Genomic DNA, 16446 nt, shown 5'->3' with positions numbered 1-16446 from the left:
GCCTGTCACGGCTGCGGGCTGTGGCTTTCCTCATCGCGAGCGAGTTGTGTGAGCCGGGAACCGACGACCTTGGTCACCGCCGAACGAGTGGTCGTACACCGTCCGGAATACGGTGACCGACGCAAGATCGTCCATTCCGGGCAGGCTTACGGAGGTGTGGTACATGTCAGAGAAGAACCCGGAGCACGGGACCGCCCGCGAGGGCTCCTTGCCGTCCGAAGTCAAGTTGCTGCAGGAAGTCACTCCGCCGTTCTTTCCCGAAGGTGGTTCGGGAATGACCATCCTCGTCGAGTGGCCTCCCGGTCACCCCGGGCTCCCTCCGCATCGCCACTCGGGCCCGTCGTTCGGCTACGTGATGGAGGGCGCGCTCCGGTTCGAACTCGAGGGTGAGCCGGAGCGTGTGATCGAGGCCGGTGGGACCTTCTGGGAGCCGGGCGGTGACGTGATCCACTACCAGGACGGCAACGCCCTGTCTGATGCACCGACCAAGTTCGTGGTGACCATGGTGTGCGCGCCGGGTCAGCCGATGCTCACGTTGGTCGACGAGAAGGAGCTGAAGGAACGGGCGCACCTGCGTGCCCAGCGTCCCTCCGAAGGCTGACCCGCGAGATCGACAATCGACAAGGGTGCGGAGTCCGGAACACCGATCACGGTGCCGGGCTTTGCAGCACGCAGCACCCTCTGGCCTCCATCGTCATCGATTTCACGAACCCGCACACGTTCTGCCACCCGGACCGACTGATGGTGACGCCTGTGCCGGCACCCGAGCGGCGCGCCACATTACAACAGGGCCACCTTTTCCTGATGAGACATCTCAGGGGGCTAACAACGGTTAACACAAGATTCCGCACAGCACCTGCCGGTCCGGCAACGGCTTACGGCCCGGGCGGAACCTGACCGAGGCCGAAAAGGAGGCAGGTGTCCGCCACCACGTGGTGCTCTCCATCGTCGGTGTCGACCAGGTGCCCGACCACGGCTACCGCCGGGCCAAGGTCGCCCAGGAGGAAGCTGTGCGGAACAGCGGCGTTCCCTACAGCATCGTGCGCGCCACCCAGTTCTTCGAGTTCATCGCCCCGGTGATGGACATGACCACCGAGGGCACCGACGTGCACCTGCCGTCCCTGCGGCTGCGCCCGGTGGCCTCCGCCGACGTCGCCGCCGCCGTCGCCGTCGCCGACGCGGCGGTGGGCGAGCCGTCGTACGGCGTCCGCGACATCGCGGGCCCCGAGGTCGAGCGGGCTCGACCGGCTCGGTGAGATCACCCTGGCGGCGAGGCCGGACGGCCGCTCCATCGTCACCGACGAGGCCGCGAGCCCGTTCGCGGGCATGCCCGACGGGGTTCTCGTCGGCGACGACACGGCCCGCCTCGCGTGCACCCGCTACGAGGACTGGCTGAAGAGCTGACCGGTCCCCCCGTCGTCAGAGCGACTACGGGCGCCCCCTGGATCTGCGAGCCGACCGGTCGTAGGCCCGCAGCTTGTCGGGCGCCAGGAGCCAGTACAGCCCGTCGATGCCGTCCGGTCCCACGGTGACGCTCACCAGAGCGACCGTGACCCCATCCTGAACGAGCAGCAGGCTGGGCAGGCCGTTCACCTCGGCCATGCCGTACTCGGCCCCGGGGAAGAACTTCTTGGCGAAGGCGCTGACCCTGGCCACGCGCTCGGCTCCCACGATCGCCACCCGTGCCACGCCGCGCATGCCGTTCCCGTCCGCGTAGGCGACGACGTCCGCCGACAGCACGCTCTCGAGCGCTGCGACGTCACCGTGCTGCGCGGCGGCGACGAAGGCCTCGACCAGCCGTCGGTGCTGGTCCGCCTCGACGGGTCTCCGGCACTCGGCGGACAGGCGCTTGCGGGCCCTGCTGAGGATCTGCCGCGTATTGGCCTGGCTCAGCTGGAGCATGCCCGCGATCTCCTCGTACGCGTAGCCGAACGCCTCCCGCAGCACGTAGGCAGCCCGCTCCACGGGGTTCAGCTTCTGAAGGACCAGCAGTACGGCCAACTCCAGCGCCTCGCCTCGCTCCGCACCGACCTGCGGATCCACACTGGTGTCCACGGGCTCCGGCAGCCACGGCCCCACGTACGCCTCACGGCGAACCCGAGCCGACTGAGCCACGTTGATCGCCAGACGCGTGGTGATCTGCGCAAGGAACGCCCCGGGATCCCGCACCGCGCTCCGGTCGGCGCCCTGCCAGCGCGGCCACACGTCCTGCACCACATCCTCAGCCTCGGACACGCTGCCCAGAATGCGGTAGGCAATACCGAACAGCCGTGGACGCAGTCGCTCGAACGCGTTCACCGCCTCGTCAAGGGACTCTTCGGTGAGCTGCTGTCGCTCGTCCATGGTGCCGATGCCTCCGCAGCGAACTTCGACTTCTGAGCGTGGTCATCAGGGCCGGGTAACCCGTAGGTGTCGTCGTTCGGCCAGTTCCTCCGCGCCGACCACGGTCAGAACCGGCGTACCCGGCGGCGCGAACATGGTCACCACCAGCTGTGACTGCGCGTCCGGAAGGTTGTTGGCGCCCTGGTAGTGGATCACGTCGCCCCCAGGCTCGAACAGGGCCTCACCGGCTTTGAGCACCCGGGGCGGCTGCCCCTCCAGTTCGAAGAGGATCTCGCCCTGGGTCACGTAGCCGAAGACCGGCCCGGGGTGCCGGTGCGGCGGCGCGCCGGGGTCACCGGGTGCCAGGGTGACCCGGATGGTCCTGGCCTCGGCGCCGGCCGGGATCCGGGCCGCCGCTTCCGGCAGGGCCGCGATCACCTCAACGCCGGGGGGCAGGTGTGCGTGCTCAGGGCTCATGTTCTCCTCCAAACAGGGACTGTCCTCAGGAAGGACAAGACGGCCTCCCCGTTTGTGACAGCCCGACCCGGCGAACGCGGAGATGCAACCGCCGTAGGATCGCAGCGGGCGGGCCGTCCTCGCTCCGGAGGTACGCCAGCCCGGGGGCACGACCTGGAGGCGCGGCGCTCGCGCAGCTGTCCGCGACACCGGGCCGGACGGCGAGCTGGTTGTGTGGGAGCGGGGCCGGCCGGCGTTCGAGCGGCTTCAGCGGCGTCTCGCCCGGCGCGGGGCCGGTGCGGCCGGGGCGGCGCGCCGATGGCCTGCGCGCTCTGTGGCCTTCGACCTGGTTCGCGCGGGCGCGGATCTGGCCGACTGGTCGTACGAGCGGCGGCGTGCCGCCTCGGAGGCGCTGTTCCGACCACAAAGGCGCCGCTGACGCTGTGCCCGTCGACCACCGCCCGGCTGTGGCAAGGGGGTGGCTGGAGTGGGCGGCGGCCGGGGTGGAGGGCTGTGCTTCAAGCGGCTGGGCGGCTCCTGGACGACGCCTACCACGAAGCCGCCCACGGCACAGCCTTACTGCCGATCGCCAGCCCTGTAACCGCGACCGCAAGCCTAGAAATCCGCATCACCTCCCCGCCCGCCGGCCACACCGGCCCCGACACCGCCATGACGACCTTCAGCAAGGTGCTCACCGAGGACCGCACCATCGAAGACAGCCGCGCTCGCCTCCTGCACGAACCCGCCGAACAGAACCCACAGACAGGCCGGGAACGGTGCCGGCCGACGGCCGCGATCACCGCCGCCCTGCGACAGCGCAAACTCCCCCAGGCATACATCCCAGCCCTCGGAGGAACGTGACCCATGCGGGCTGCCACTGGGCTCCACTCGGTGTAGTGGATGCCGGGCATCGTCGGCGTGCATCGGATGCACTCAGTGAGCTTCCGCCAACCTGAAGCCGCTGGTCAAAGGGCTGGCGTGACGGGCCTCCGGGTGCTCACGCTGGTCATGGGCGGCAGTCTGAGGAGTAGATCGTTTGTCAGCGGTTGACTTCGAGCCAGGATGCGGTCGTGGCGGGCGGCCGTGTTGTCGTGGGTGCGGCCGGGCCGCGCGGCGGATCTTTAGATCAGGCGGCCTCCCTCGTCGGTCAGGGCGAGGAAGTGCAGGCCGTGATGGTGATGTTTGCAGAGTAGTTGCGCCAGTCGGCTTTTCCGGTGCGGCGCTGGGTGGCGATGAGGGTGCCGTCGATCAGGACCACCTCCTTGCCCTGGTTGGCGATCTTCTTCAGGGCGCGGTCCAGGCGCGGTGCCTGCGCGGCGAGCAGGGTGATCAGCTCGTCGCGCCAGCGGCGGACTGTGGACTCGGACACGTTGTTGCCGCCGGCCATGTCGGCCAGGCGCTGGTCGTGGCGCAGAACGGCCAGGACGATCACCGCAATCTTCCCGGGCGGCAGGATCCGCCACCTGGAACGGATCGCCTTCAGGTGACGCCGTAACGGGTCGGCGAGGTGGTTGACGGTCCGCGTAGACAGTGGCAGGCGGCACTGGTAGACAAGCGGGCAGGTGCCCACGGCGTGCTTTTTGGTTTTCGTCACACAATTCCAACGGCCGCCGGGGGACCCCGGTTACGTCTCCATCGCGCTGCCGCAGGCGGCGGGGCAAGTCACAGGCGGGTGGTGACCCGGCCGTCGGGCAGTTTGCGCAGCCAGCCGCGATCAGCGAGTCTGACCAGCTTGCCGCGCAGCGGTTCCAGCTTCGACCGAACGCTGACATCGATTCCCAGCGAGTCACAGACCTGCCGGGCCATGACAGGCCCTGCTGCCTGCCGCACGGCGGCGAGAATGCGCTGGTAGTCCGGCGGGAGCATGGCCTCGTTCACGTCCTGCGTACGCGGCGGGATCAGCATCACCGCACGCCCGCCCACCTGTCCGGGCGCCGGCGCGGCAGAGGCGCGTTCGTCCGCGAGCTGCCCGCTCACCCTCTCAAGGACCCGCTCGGCGACGGCGAGCTCGTCCCGCTCGGCCCGCACCTCCGCCAACTTCTTGGCCAGCCGTTCTTCGGCTTCGTCCAGCTCCGCGCGCCGCGCGGTAATCCGTTCCAGCAGCTCGGGATCCGAGCATGCACGGGATCGTAGAAGCCGACCCGGCCGCAGTGGACGGGAATGGTGAACCGACCTGCACGCGCGGCGGGCAGCGTGCTACGCCCAACGAGTCAGGTCGTAGACCGTGTCACAGTTCGGGTCGTATGCGTCCGGCACCTGGTGCGCGGCGAGAGTGGTTGGCTCGTCAGGAGTGAGGATGGCGTTGAGCTTGGCCGAGGCCCACCACCCTGTCGAACGCGGCTCGCCCGCTTCGTCATCGACAACAGCCAAGTCCACGCCGATCGTGCGCCCGGAGTAGGGAATTTCCAGGTACACCCGGATGCGGTCTTCCGTCATAAGGTCGAACCCGATGAGCTGGTACAGCTCGGGAGCGGGACTGTGCTTACTGTGCCAGGCAGGGTCAGCGAGGAGATCTCCGATTACGTAGTCCAGACTGTCGTCCGCGGTCGTTTCGGTTGCAGCGGGAATCACTCCTTCTGCGATCAGAGTTTCGCCGTCGAATACCTGCGCCTCATGCCCTTCGGGGGACAGCCGGCCGGTGGTCTCGGCCCATCGCGCGGCATGGCGGAGGGCGCCTACATACCACCAAGTAGGCATCGGCACTGCCTCATTGGGCTGGAGCACGGGCAGGGTGAGCACCAGCTGGCGGCGTTCTGGGTCTGCCAGACGCAATCGCAGAATGTCGCCTGACCTGACGAATCCACGCAGGCGTAGACGGGTGTCCGGAACAGGGACGCCGATGAAGCGCCGCAGCGCCAGCAGAACGTCGGTGGTGTGAATGTCCTTCACAGCTACTCCTACCCTCGAATGCTGGCGCTGCGGGCTTGGGTCAGATCGCCCGCCGCAGCGTTGCCCGCCCGCAGGAGATCTCCTGCTACATCGCCTACTGCCCAGCCAGACCACGTTGGATGACCTGATCCGCGTCGGCGGGCAGCCGGTGGGGCTTCGAGGAATGCTTCCAGAGCGCCAAGCAGGAAGGCGGCCTGGACGACTACCAGGTCCGCCGCTACCCCGGCTGGAACCGCCACATGATCCTGGCCATGGCCGCCCACGCCTGCCTGACCGTCCCGCGAGCCCGGGAACTGGACGCCGGGAAAGAAGAAACGGATCCTCCCAGCTCATCCACCTCAGCCTCGCCGAGAGACGACGGCTGATCACTCGCCTCACCGACCGCCGACCCACACCCGTCGAGCGCATCCTGCACTGGTCGACCTGGCGCCTAACGTCGACAACGCCGGGCCCGCACCAGACACTACAGACGACGCGGACACAGTCCCTGACCTGGCCATCAGTCACGGCAAACACCGTTGCAGTACTAAAGTGCCCTAGGCATGCAGCTTCGGCTCATGCCCGTGGAGGGGAAGCGGTGGGCAAGGATCGTCACTTCTCGTCCGGCCGACTGGGCAGGCCGGCCGTCGGTCTCCCCCCGCTCGGCAAGGTTGGCAGAGGTCGGCTCCAGGCCGGGGCGTGGAGAGTCAGGCGAAGTCTCTCGGTCGGTGCCCCGGCCCGTCTCTCCAGGGGTTACTTGGGCCCGGTGAACGAGTAGGTGGCAGTGCCCTTGAACCGTGTTCCGTCATCGAGTTTGCCAAGCTCGAACTCGTACGTTCCGGCCGGGTTCCTGCCTACGTCGAAGGTCGCCCTCTGATTGGCACGGCACTTGATGGTCTCCGTACCCACGTCATAGTTGAAGCCGTCGGTGCGCCGCAGCAGCACCGTCATGTCTTTCGTGGGCCGGTCGCACGCCTTGACGGTGAAGTGAATAGGGCCACCTGCCGTTTCGAACTCGGGCGTCAACCATAGGTGCGTGTAGTCGAAGTGCACCGTCCGGCTTGCCGCGTACGCAGGTGTTGCCTGCGTGGCAGCGAGAGCAGCGGCACAGCAGACGGTCAGAGCGAGACGTGTCCGGAGAAGGCTGGCCATATAGTCCTCTCTCTTTTCGGGGACCCATCGTTTCGAACCGGAGCCGAGCAGGGCTATCGCGCATGCAGGTGACGACGCCATTTCCGCGTTGACTGCGATGCTGGCGCGCCGCGCGAGCACCTGTGGGACCGTCCCGAGCATTGATGGCAGATTGAGGTTGCGCCATCAGCTCCCCGGTCAGGCGCCGCCCCGAGCCCAGTTGCCGTCCTGCGGGACAGCGAAGGAGCAGCTGAAGACGGTGCCACGGGTCGAGCGGGCGCCGAAGAGGCTGGCCGCCGCGTTCCAGATCATGTCGACACCATCAGCAAGCGGGCCGACACCGACTGAGGGGCACGACGTTTACGTATCTGGCCGGTGCGTGGCGCGCGACCAGTCGATGTCGACCGCTGGGCCGCCGGTGGTGACGGCGGCATCGTGCCCCGTGTACCAGGTGTGAGTAGTTGAGGTGGAGAAATCCCGGTGAGATTGACCGTGCTGGGATTCCCTGTGCGCGGGCTGGATCTGATTCGGGCCTGGGCCGGCGTTCCCCTCGTCGGTCTCCGCGGCTTCGGACTGGCGGCTGAATGGTCCGGCACTCCCGGAGCCGTGGCCCCGATGCCGCCTGCCCCTTTCGTGCGGTGCGGCGACATGGGGAACGGCTAGTCAGAGGCGGATGCGGTAGACGCGCCGGGTGTCCGGGTGTTCAGCGAGGCCCCACAGGGACCCTCCCCTGGCCTGCGGCTGGTAGCTGAGGTCTTCCGGCCCCAGGCTGAGCTTGCCTCGGGGCGCGTTCATCTTTTCACCCCGGGGCCACTGCAGCCACAGATTTCCCTGCTTCGGCTCGTCGGTGATGGCCTCCACGGCGGGGTTGGCCGAGTAGTAGGTCTGGTCACCGACGCAGACCGCGCCCTGCACCCTGGGGATCTGCAGAGGCCAGGCGGAGGTAGCCCGCTCGGCGGCGATGAAGCCGGCTCTGTTCAGGCTCCAACGCACGGCCACGCCGTCGGAGCTCTTCTCGAAGTACTCGCTGACGACGAGCGAGTGCGTGGCCCCCTGGGTACGGTCCACGGACACCTGGGAGTACTCCAGCTTCGCCGACCAGCTGGCCGGCCGGTACACATGATGAAGGGGCATGACGTACCGGTAGCCGTGCGCGTAGTACTTGTTGTCTCCGCCGTGATAGCCGCACCAGTTCCTGGCGCGCTCCCGGGTTTCCTCCGTCGACCCGCGTGACACCTTGAGCGTCCTGGTGGTGTCAAAGACATACAGGCCATGGATCCTGTCCGCCACGTACAGCCACTTCCCCACCCATGCGATACCGCCCGCGTGGAGTTCGGTGACGTTGAAGTCGTAGGGCTCACCCGACTCCTTGGTAGGCACGACCAGGAGGACATGGTCGTACCGAGGGCGGCTGGACGAGCCAGTGCGGGTGACGTCGATGACGGACACCCTGGCGCCCTGGTTTCCGCCCGCCCGCTTGTCGTACCAGGAGACGAGGGCGACCTTCCTGCCTCCACTCCTTGGCACGGGGCCGCCGTAGGCGTCGTAGCTCGTGGTGATGCCCTGGGGATACCACCGCTTGCCGCTGGCGTCCTCGCTGTATTTGGGCCTCGCGTCCCATCCGAAAGCGAAGTCGAATCGGTCGGGCTTAGGGGCCGTACCCGGACCGTCCCGCCAGTCACCGGGCGCTGAAGCGCGCCGCTCGGCCCTGCTGAGCACGTCGTCGACGAGGTCGGCCACGGCAAGCCTCTGCCTCGAGATCAGCCCCTGGGTGGCGGCTTCCCACGTCGTGCCTGTCGGTGAGCCGTCACGGTCATACATCCTCAGGCCGTACTCCGGCTCTGCCGCCCGTGCCACGGACGCTACGGGCAACCCGCCGGCGGTCAACGCGAGGGGAACAGCCGCGGCGCCCTTCAGTAACGCTCTGCGTGTGGTGTCCATGCTGAGCGAGGGTAAGGGCGAACCAGCCGTTCCAACCGGCCTTTGCCGGCCATGTCGGGGACACGTTCCGGACATGGAAACCCGGATAGCGGTACCTGGACGGTCGACGGAATCCAACTCGGCGTTCTTCTTGACCCTGACCGCGGAGCGGGCCAGATTCCGAACCGACTTCTGGTTGGCAAACCCCTCCAGCAGCACGTCGAGGAACTGCTCCATCCGTCGCGCAAGCCACCAGCCCTGGACACAACAGCGCGACTTCGCCCACAGATGAAGCCGGGACTTCACGACTGCCACGGCACGGGCGACCCGCAGACCCACACTGCCGCGCGCATCATGCTCACCGACACGCGGTCGGCCACCTGCTCGTCGTCGTGGTCCACTCGACGCTCTCTCAGCCCTCGGCGTACCGCAGCACGTTGGACAGCGTCTCGTGGTCGGCGACGCCGCGCGGGTCCTCGAAGAAAGCTCCTCGATCGCCCAGCGGGCTCCGGCGGCGCGGACGAGTTCCGGCAGTGGGGTGCCAGCGGGCGCGTGGGTGAGGTAGTAGGTGCGCTCACCGTCGGTCAGGGATCGGCGGATGAGCACGCAGTCTGCGAAGCCGTCATCACCGCTGCCGGGCAGCGCAATCAGCGCCCAGGCGTATGCGCGCAGGCCGTGAGCGCCGTCGGCGGCCGAGCGGATCTCCTAGGACCTGTCCGGCCGATCATGGCCGCCACCTCGAAACACGTTAACGAGACAGCTTTCTGCGTGCCATGATCAGCGCATGAGCGAGCACTCCTGGCCTTTGGAGAACGGCAGGTGTCAAGCAGCCGGTGCCGCCGCGGCCTGGCCTGAGACGGTTCGCTCGCTGCCTTTCGGTACCTCGATCACCGGTGAGGTCATCGGTAGACAGCCCTTCGGGTGTCTTCCTCTCCATTGACGGCCAGCCTGAAGCCGTAGGCCTGACCGGAGTCGACAGGATGCCCAGATGCATGGAACTGCCGAGCGTAGGACAGCTCGTCACCGGCGAGGTGGTCCGGCATGCCGAGCACAATCACCAGGTAGGCATCGTGCTCCTGAGTGGGTGGAGCACGAGGACTTGCTGCCTCGGTTCGTGGAGTGTGCCGGTCATGCTGTCACCGGACGTGTCACGAAGATCGCGCCGATCGGATTCTTCGTGCGCATCGCCGACTGCGTAGAAGGTCTCGTTCCGGTCGCCGAGCCGGTCGCGGACATGGCGAAGAGTGTCCGCGAGGGCCAGGAAATATCGGTGCGGATAGTCGCCGTCGACCTGGAACGGTCCCGTGTCGTCCTGGCAGCCGAAGGCTTCGCCTAGAACCTTCCCCAACCCATCAGGGTGCGGAGCCAGATGGTCAGGGCCGAGACCATGGCGGTGCCGAGGTAGACGTAGCGGCGTTTGCGTCGTAGCGAGTGGCCACGGTCCGGGCCTGCCTGAGCTTGTTGATCGCCAGTTGGCGGTGTTGCGTTTCTTGTACCGCACCTCATGAAGCCCGCGGGCCGTCCGCCGTGTGAACCCTTGCGCCGGCGGGCGGCCTGGCTGTCGGCCTTCTCCGGGATGGTGTGCCGGATGCCCCGACAGCGCAGGTAGCGGCGGCACGAGCCGTTGCTGTACGCCTTGTCCGCGGCCAGACTGTCCGGCTTGCTGCGCGGTCGGCCCGGCCCTGGGCGAGGCACGCGAACCTTCTAGAGAACCGGCTCGAACTGGGTGCAGGCCGCCCGCTGCCGACCGGTGACGACCAGGGACAGCGGGCGCCAGCGCCCGTCGGCGCTCAGGTGGAGCTTGCTGGTGAACCCGCCGCGCGAGCGGCCCAGGCCTTCGCCTCCCGCACCACCTCCACCAGCCGGTCCACGAGGCTCTGCCACGGTGTTCCGGCCCGGTGTGCCGCTGCTTCGGCCCCCATTGACGCCGGGCGCGGCGGTGGATCGGTGCGGGCGCCGGCCGCGTGCTGATGCGCGCGCACAATCGTGGATGCGACGATGTCCTCACCTACGTCACGACACTGCACGGTCACCAGCGGCGTGACCAACTCGTCGCCCTACGCTCGCTGTTCACCTGGGCCAAACGGCACGGGCTGATCTTCCTCGACCCCACCAGCCGCATCAAGGTCGGGCAGAACGAGTACAACGTGCTCCAACCGCTCCTTCCGGAGCCGGTCGAGAGCTCGGAAGTGGCGGCCACCACCCCGGCGGCACGGCTCGTCCTCGCGCTCGCGGCGGTTCACGCCGCCCGGGTCGCCCAGATCGCCACCCTCACGCTCGACGACGTCGACCTCGGAAACCGCCGGCTGACCATCGCCGGGCGCCCGGCCTCTCGACGACCTCACCCTGAAGCTCGTGACAGACTGGCTGGGCCACCGGCGGCGCCGGTGGCCCAGCACGGCCAATCTCCACCTGCTGATCAACAACCAGACCGCCAACACCACCAGCCGGGCCAGCAACCACTGGATCAGCGCGCCGATGCGCGGACAGGACGCCACCCTGGAGCGGCTCCGCGTCGACCGGCAGCTTGAAGAGGCCTTGGTCCACGGCCCTGACCCACTCCACCTTGCCGAGGTCTTCGGCCTCGACGAGAAGGCCGCGATGCGCTACGCGGACTCCGCACGGGCTCTCCTGGAACAGGCAGCCGAGCACTCGACAGGGCCCTCGGCAAAAGAACTTGGCCCGGGGCGGAGAGCCTTGGAGAATGATGGCCATGCGGATTCGACAGGCAGGGCCTGATGACGCCTCGGCGGTCGCTGGTGTCTACGTGAGCTCCTGGCAGGCGGCCTTTGCCGGTCTTGTTCCGCAGCACTACCTCGACGCCATGGACCCAAGCCACGAAGAGTCCAACTGGAAGTCACGTATCGCAGAGACACGGTGGCCATCGTCGGGAGTGCTGGTAGCCGAAACCGAGGCGGGGATCGTCGGGTTCGCAAGTTTCAGCCCGTCTGAGGACAGCTCTGCCACCGCGGAAATCGGCACGCTCTACGCGATGCCCGAGGTCTGGGGCACCGGGATCGGAAAGCAGTTGATGGCGGCAGCCTTGGCGACTCTCGGACAGGCTGACTACGCACAGGCCGTCTTGTGGGTACTCGAAGACAACGAACGGGCCCGGCGCTTCTACGAGGCCGCCGGTTGGCGTCCCGACGGCACGGCCGTGGTGGACACCACCGGCGGGGCCGCTCTCAACAAGTTGCGTTACGGCCACCCCCTCGGTTAACCCGCTTACCCTCTCGGCCGCCCAGCGAGCCAGGAAGCGGCATGGTCGTGAGTTGGAGTCGAACTCGTGGAACCAGCACCGTGAAGCACGGCGCCCGGACCCTTGGGTTCCCACCAAGAACCCTTCAGTTTGCGTGAACCCGCGGGACTCACGCGTCGGTAGGGACATCGGTACAGCGGCTGTCGGTGAGAACGATCAGGGTAGTCCAGCATTGTGATCCACTTCGCCGCTGGGGTCGTTGTGGCGCAGCTCGTTCAGCCGGCGGGGTAGTGGACGCAACGCCAAGCAGATGTGGACTCTCTGCTAGCGACACGCCGTAGTCCGTCCGACAGGCTGAGTTCAACGCCGATACGGGAATACCGGCGTCGAAGTGAGTGGCGACTACCGCTGCGGCGGAAAGCCGTTCACCGGCCGACATTCCCGTGCTCATGGCGCGTGCCCGCGTCCGTTCGGCAGTCACCGCACGATCCACACGTCAAGGAGTTGTGTCATTAAGCGCGCTCTTACCGCACTTGGCCTCGTCGTCGGCACGGTCTCGTTGGTCCCCGCCCTGGCCTCTGGAGCCTCGGCCAACTCATCGTCCGCCGGCGTTTCGACGCCCTCGGCCATCACGGCCCCCCGGCCGGCCACGGGGCCCGCGGCGAGTCCCGCCGCCGACCAGGTCTGCGCCACAGCAAGCGGCGCGGAGGGGTGTTTCGTTAAGTACGGTGACAAGTTCACCGTTGCGGACACGAAGTCGGACGGTTACTCAGCCGCCGTGTCGTGGGACAACTACCTCTGGGACGGCTCACGTTGGCGGCTTTACCGTTCGGGAGGGTGCTACAACAGTGCCGGCGCGGGCACCACGGGCTTCTGCAATTACGACTTCTACGAGAACACCAGCACGAACGCCTACGGCGCCAAGGGAAGTAAGCTGGTCTTCCAGGCGTGCACCTACAACTCCCCCACGGATACCGTCATAAGTTGCGGAGCCGAGACTACAGCGGTCAACGACGGCTGATCCGCACCCGGCCCAGCTTGTTCTCAGGGCAGTCGGTCCGGTGGTGGTCGGCGCCGTCGGGAAAGGTGCACCGGTGCGGCACGTTTCTGCCGTACTCCGGCCGACCTCCCACAGCGGCGGCCACTCATCGGCCCGGCTCCGCAGTCAGTGGGGGCTCGTAGGTCATCACGGCAAGGCCCCGAACCGCGATCTACCCAAGCGGCCGACGTGTCCAACGAACCCGTGCTATCCGGGGTCCGTGGCGGCATGAATCCATCGGATCCGTTGGTGATCGATGACCGGGTTCGACGACAGGTAGGGTCCGATCCCCCGCAGGGAAGGGGCCCTGTGGGGGCCCGCCTGGTCTACGAGCGGGTCTCGACCGACCAGCAGTCACCGCCCGGCAGAACCTTGTGCCGGACGAGTCCTGGATCGGGAACTCGTCCCGGACGAGGCCTGGATCGGGGACCCGGTCGCCTCCGAGGAGAAACCGGGCACCTCCAGCCGCCTCCACCCGCTCCAGCGGGCCGGAGTTCCTCGCTCTCCTCGACTACGCGCGGCCGGGCGACACCGTGCACCTCTTCGGAATGTCCCGCCTCGCGCGCGGCACCGGGCACGTCCTCGGTGTCCTCGACATCCTTCACCGTGACCAAGTGGCGCTGCGTATCCACGACGGCGCGTTCTCCGCGATGGACCTCACCGCCAGGCGCCCGCGCACCGGGAGATGGTGTCCACCAGCAGGCCAGCACGTCGTGCGTGGGGGCGTGGCGGAGATGCACGAGCGTGGCGAGGAGCCGGTCGACGAACATCAGGCGTTGCTTTGCGCCGGCGCCCACTGCCCCCGCTGCCCCCGCTGCCGCGACCTGGACACGAGTTCGGCGTGGTGTCGGGCGTGCCACAACGGGCCCGCCTCGGCGACGAGTTCAGCGATCACCTCCGCCGGCAGGCCCGTGTCCGTGTCGGCGACACCCCCGCCTGGCACCAAACGGGCAGGGCCCCGGCATGGGCCGGACGGCCCCCGGGCAGCGCGCGGACGCAGTAGGTGACGGAAGCAACCGAGGGTCCGCGCAACTGGCGCTGGCCCTCGGTGTGCGCGAGACGGGGTCGGCTGCCGGTCGATGAAGTCCCTCCTCGTCGCCGTCAAGCGTACGCAAGGTCCGGTCGGAGGGGCGGATCAGCGCAGTCCGGCAAAGAGATCGTTCTCGGGTATGGCCGCGCCGGTGGCGTCCTGGACACGTACGAAGGTCTCCATGCCCATCAACTCGCCGAACCGCTCCTTTCCCATCTTGAGAAAGAAGATGTTCTCGCCCTGACTGGCGTGCGCGGCCAACGCGTCAAACTTCTGACCGCTGAACCGGGTTGTGTCCACCCACGTGGTGATCTCATCGTCGGGAAGGCCGATCTCGGCCATCGCGGCAGCTTCGGCAGGATCCGGCTCCGGCATGTCCTCATGAAACTCGCGCATGATTTCGCCGAACCGCTGCATCATCGAACGAGGCATCGTGGTCCAGTACACCTTCGGTGCCAGCGCGGTCATCTCCAGCGCCGCCATCGTGATGCGGTGGGCCTGGATGTGGTCGGGGTGGCCGTAGAAGCCGTTCTCGTCGTAGGTGACGACCACATCAGGTCGGTAGTGCCGCATGAGTTCCGCGAGCCGGGCCGCGCCTTCCTGCACGGGGGTCCGCCAGAAGGATCCGGGGGCGTCGTTGCTCGGCCAGCCCATCATCCCGGAGTCGGCATAGTCCAACATCTCCAGATCGCTGACCCCAAGGACGGCACAGCTCGCTGCGAGTTCTTGACGGCGCATCAAGGCGACCGCCGCCGGATCGTGCCCGGGATCGCCCGGCTTGACACCTCCTGGTCCGTCACCGCAACCGCCGTCGGTACACGTCACGAGAACCGTGCGGATGCCTTCTGCCGCGTACCGCGCGAGGACCCCTCCGGTTCCGGTGGCCTCGTCGTCGGGGTGGGCGTGCACTGCCATGAGCGTCAAGGGCCGGTCAGTCATGAAGCGATCCTCCTACGGAAATACGTCTTGGTCTGAGTGTGCGGCGGGTGTCACCGCAATCTTGGGGCCCGGATCCTGGTACGGCGCCGGTCTCTCAGTCGATGCAACCGTGCCGGCCGGCCCGGCTGTTCCCGGAGCGGCGCTTTGGCCTTCAGATCCCGGTGGGACCATCCCCGCCGCTGCAGGGATGGTCCCACCGGCTCATCGGCCAGCAGTCCCCGCCACGACCGCTCCCCCGCGTGTGGGGATGGTGCCGGCTCGGCCACCCGGGCGGGTGCCGGCACCCGCTGCTCCGCGCGTCCGCGGGGATGGCCCCCTCTTCGCCTCGCGCACCGAAAATCACCCAGGTCTGGGCCGACCGCGGACACGCCGGTGACCTCGTGGACCGGGCACGCGACCGCCTCTGGCTCAGCCTGCGCATCGTCTCCCGACCCAAGTCCACCAAGGGCTTCGTCGTCCTGCCCTGCCGCTGGAAAGTAGAGCGGACGATCGGCTGGCGCATGAACGCCCGCCGCAACGCACGCGGCTACGAACGCCTGCCCCAGCACTCCGAAGCCCACCTGAACTGGGCACTGACCACGATGCCGGATCATGAAACATGCACACGGATGACTGGCAACTCACCGACGACGTAGAGGACTTCCTCGCCCGAGCATGAGACTTCCTGCGCTCCCGGCCCGCTCTGCACAACATGCCGTTGACAGCCATCGAAAAACTGCGAACACGTGGGGCGAATGCACACAGTGCCGAACCCACCATCTTCGGCCGGCTGGAGTCACGAGGCGAGGTCCGCGCCATCTTTCATCGCACTCCGCGCGGATACCTGTGGGTCACCCCCCTCTCTGCCGAGCAGGCTGGCACCCTCGCCGCTCACCTAGCCGACCTCGGCCGCTCCCACTCCGGTGTCCTCGCGGACCACGACACCGCCACCGCTTTCGCGGATGCCTCGCAGCGTCACACGGACGCAGCGCCGACACCCTTCTGGCGGACTCATCTTTACCAACGAGCAAGTCGTTCGCTGGTGCCGCGAGTTCTGCGTCGATGTCGGGGAGCAACCCTCCATCGACTTGATCGACGCCGTCTCCTGGGCCCACTCGCGCTTCGGCGACAGGCACTTCACACTCTGGGAGACCCCGGACGGCACACCGGTCTCGATGGCGGCTGCGACCTCGATCGACGGCGGCATGGTCCGGGTGGACCCTGTCTACACCCCAGCTCACCTCCGGGGCAGCGGCTACGCGGGCGCCGTGACGGTCGAGGTGAGCCGTGCCGCGCTGGCCGTAGGCGCGAGGGATGTTCTCCTGTCACGGACCCGGCCAACCGCGCCAGCAACGCTCTCTACCAGCGGGTCGGATACGTCCACGTCGCCGACTTCACCGGGTACGAGTTCTCCCACAGCGTCACCAGAAGCCGGTGAGAAACATGATCGGCGCAAACCGCACCTGCCATCAGGAAGTTGATCCGTCGACTCCGTCCTACTGGTCGTAGCAGGGAGGGAGAAGAACACCCTCTCAGAGGGCGGTTCGTGAGTTTTTGAATGGC

General features: G+C 67.6%; 16 protein-coding genes and 3 pseudogenes. 9 read left to right on the top strand and 10 right to left on the bottom strand.

Going from position 1 to position 16446, the window contains the following annotated elements:
• Positions 1–163 precede the first annotated feature (163 nt).
• Entirely contained in the window at positions 164–601 is a 438-nt protein-coding gene (locus AB0L21_RS12685; RefSeq protein ID WP_365783838.1) for a cupin domain-containing protein, read from the top strand.
• 241 nt (positions 602–842) lie between these two features.
• Complete coding sequence (locus AB0L21_RS12680; protein WP_365783945.1) at positions 843–1256, top strand: NAD(P)H-binding protein; 414 nt, start codon at positions 843–845, stop codon at positions 1254–1256.
• 172 nt (positions 1257–1428) lie between these two features.
• Here the strand turns inward: AB0L21_RS12680 and sigJ are convergent, their stop codons facing one another.
• From sigJ to AB0L21_RS12655, 5 genes are all read right to left on the bottom strand, one after another.
• A complete protein-coding gene (gene sigJ, locus AB0L21_RS12675) occupies positions 1429–2343 on the bottom strand; it encodes an RNA polymerase sigma factor SigJ (protein WP_365783836.1) in 915 nt (304 codons plus the stop codon).
• A gap of 45 nt (positions 2344–2388) precedes the next feature.
• Entirely contained in the window at positions 2389–2799 is a 411-nt protein-coding gene (locus AB0L21_RS12670; RefSeq protein ID WP_365709918.1) for a cupin domain-containing protein, read from the bottom strand.
• A 1126-nt stretch (positions 2800–3925) separates the two neighbouring features.
• Positions 3926–4372 carry a hypothetical protein gene (locus tag AB0L21_RS12665; protein WP_365783834.1) on the bottom strand — a complete coding sequence of 149 codons (447 nt, stop codon included), beginning with the start codon at positions 4370–4372 and terminating at the stop codon, positions 3926–3928.
• 68 nt (positions 4373–4440) lie between these two features.
• Positions 4441–4806: a hypothetical protein gene (locus tag AB0L21_RS12660; protein WP_365783832.1), complete on the bottom strand. Its 366-nt coding sequence runs from the start codon at positions 4804–4806 to the stop codon at positions 4441–4443.
• Between the two features lie 168 nt (positions 4807–4974).
• A complete protein-coding gene (locus AB0L21_RS12655; RefSeq protein WP_365783830.1) occupies positions 4975–5667 on the bottom strand; it encodes a hypothetical protein in 693 nt (230 codons plus the stop codon).
• Between the two features lie 44 nt (positions 5668–5711).
• On the opposite strand from AB0L21_RS12655, the pseudogene AB0L21_RS12650 reads away from it, so the two are divergent.
• Positions 5712–6032, top strand: a pseudogene (locus tag AB0L21_RS12650) (IS701 family transposase); the annotation flags it as partial.
• 367 nt (positions 6033–6399) lie between these two features.
• Here AB0L21_RS12650 and AB0L21_RS12645 read toward each other — a convergent pair.
• Together AB0L21_RS12645 and AB0L21_RS12640 are read right to left on the bottom strand one after the other, a co-directional pair.
• Positions 6400–6939 (bottom strand): hypothetical protein, encoded by a 540-nt coding sequence (locus AB0L21_RS12645; protein WP_365783828.1) that lies wholly within the window; start codon positions 6937–6939, stop codon positions 6400–6402.
• Between the two features lie 501 nt (positions 6940–7440).
• The gene (locus AB0L21_RS12640; RefSeq protein WP_365783826.1) at positions 7441–8718 is read right to left on the bottom strand and encodes a hypothetical protein; all 1278 of its coding nucleotides are present in this window, start codon (positions 8716–8718) and stop codon (positions 7441–7443) included.
• Between the two features lie 1063 nt (positions 8719–9781).
• Here AB0L21_RS12640 and AB0L21_RS12635 point away from each other — a divergent pair.
• A complete protein-coding gene (locus AB0L21_RS12635; protein ID WP_365783824.1) occupies positions 9782–10033 on the top strand; it encodes a S1 RNA-binding domain-containing protein in 252 nt (83 codons plus the stop codon).
• Between the two features lie 446 nt (positions 10034–10479).
• Here the strand turns inward: AB0L21_RS12635 and AB0L21_RS12630 are convergent.
• A pseudogene (locus AB0L21_RS12630) lies at positions 10480–10697 on the bottom strand (hypothetical protein); the annotation flags it as partial.
• Between the two features lie 355 nt (positions 10698–11052).
• Between AB0L21_RS12630 and AB0L21_RS12625 the strand changes: the two are divergent.
• The 3 genes from AB0L21_RS12625 (at position 11053) to AB0L21_RS12615 (ending at position 12917) form a co-directional block, all read left to right on the top strand.
• Entirely contained in the window at positions 11053–11436 is a 384-nt protein-coding gene (locus AB0L21_RS12625; RefSeq protein ID WP_365783822.1) for a hypothetical protein, read from the top strand.
• Positions 11411–11917 carry a GNAT family N-acetyltransferase gene (locus tag AB0L21_RS12620; protein ID WP_365707485.1) on the top strand — a complete coding sequence of 169 codons (507 nt, stop codon included), beginning with the start codon at positions 11411–11413 and terminating at the stop codon, positions 11915–11917. Before AB0L21_RS12625 ends, AB0L21_RS12620 begins: the two co-directional genes overlap by 26 nt.
• Before the next feature lie 370 nt (positions 11918–12287).
• Positions 12288–12917 (top strand): hypothetical protein, encoded by a 630-nt coding sequence (locus tag AB0L21_RS12615; RefSeq protein ID WP_365783820.1) that lies wholly within the window; start codon positions 12288–12290, stop codon positions 12915–12917.
• Positions 12918–13261: 344 nt separating this feature from the next.
• Here AB0L21_RS12615 and AB0L21_RS12610 read toward each other — a convergent pair whose 3' ends face one another.
• Positions 13262–13705 (bottom strand): hypothetical protein, encoded by a 444-nt coding sequence (locus AB0L21_RS12610; protein ID WP_365783818.1) that lies wholly within the window; start codon positions 13703–13705, stop codon positions 13262–13264.
• A gap of 365 nt (positions 13706–14070) precedes the next feature.
• Positions 14071–14904 carry a PIG-L family deacetylase gene (locus tag AB0L21_RS12605; protein WP_365783816.1) on the bottom strand — a complete coding sequence of 278 codons (834 nt, stop codon included), beginning with the start codon at positions 14902–14904 and terminating at the stop codon, positions 14071–14073.
• Positions 14905–15284: 380 nt separating this feature from the next.
• Here AB0L21_RS12605 and AB0L21_RS12600 point away from each other — a divergent pair, with 380 nt between their 5' ends.
• Together AB0L21_RS12600 and AB0L21_RS12595 are read left to right on the top strand one after the other, a co-directional pair.
• Positions 15285–15539 carry a hypothetical protein gene (locus tag AB0L21_RS12600; protein ID WP_365783814.1) on the top strand — a complete coding sequence of 85 codons (255 nt, stop codon included), beginning with the start codon at positions 15285–15287 and terminating at the stop codon, positions 15537–15539.
• Positions 15503–16321, top strand: a pseudogene (locus AB0L21_RS12595) (GNAT family N-acetyltransferase). The gene AB0L21_RS12600 and the pseudogene AB0L21_RS12595 overlap by 37 nt, the downstream one beginning before the upstream one ends.
• The last annotated feature ends 125 nt before the right edge of the window (positions 16322–16446 follow it).

The sequence above is a fragment of the Streptomyces sp. NPDC052721 genome (assembly GCF_040678315.1).
GTDB lineage: Bacteria > Actinomycetota > Actinomycetes > Streptomycetales > Streptomycetaceae > Streptomyces.
Note: the sequence above shows the minus strand (reverse complement) of the source record. Positions and strands in the feature narration are given on the sequence as shown.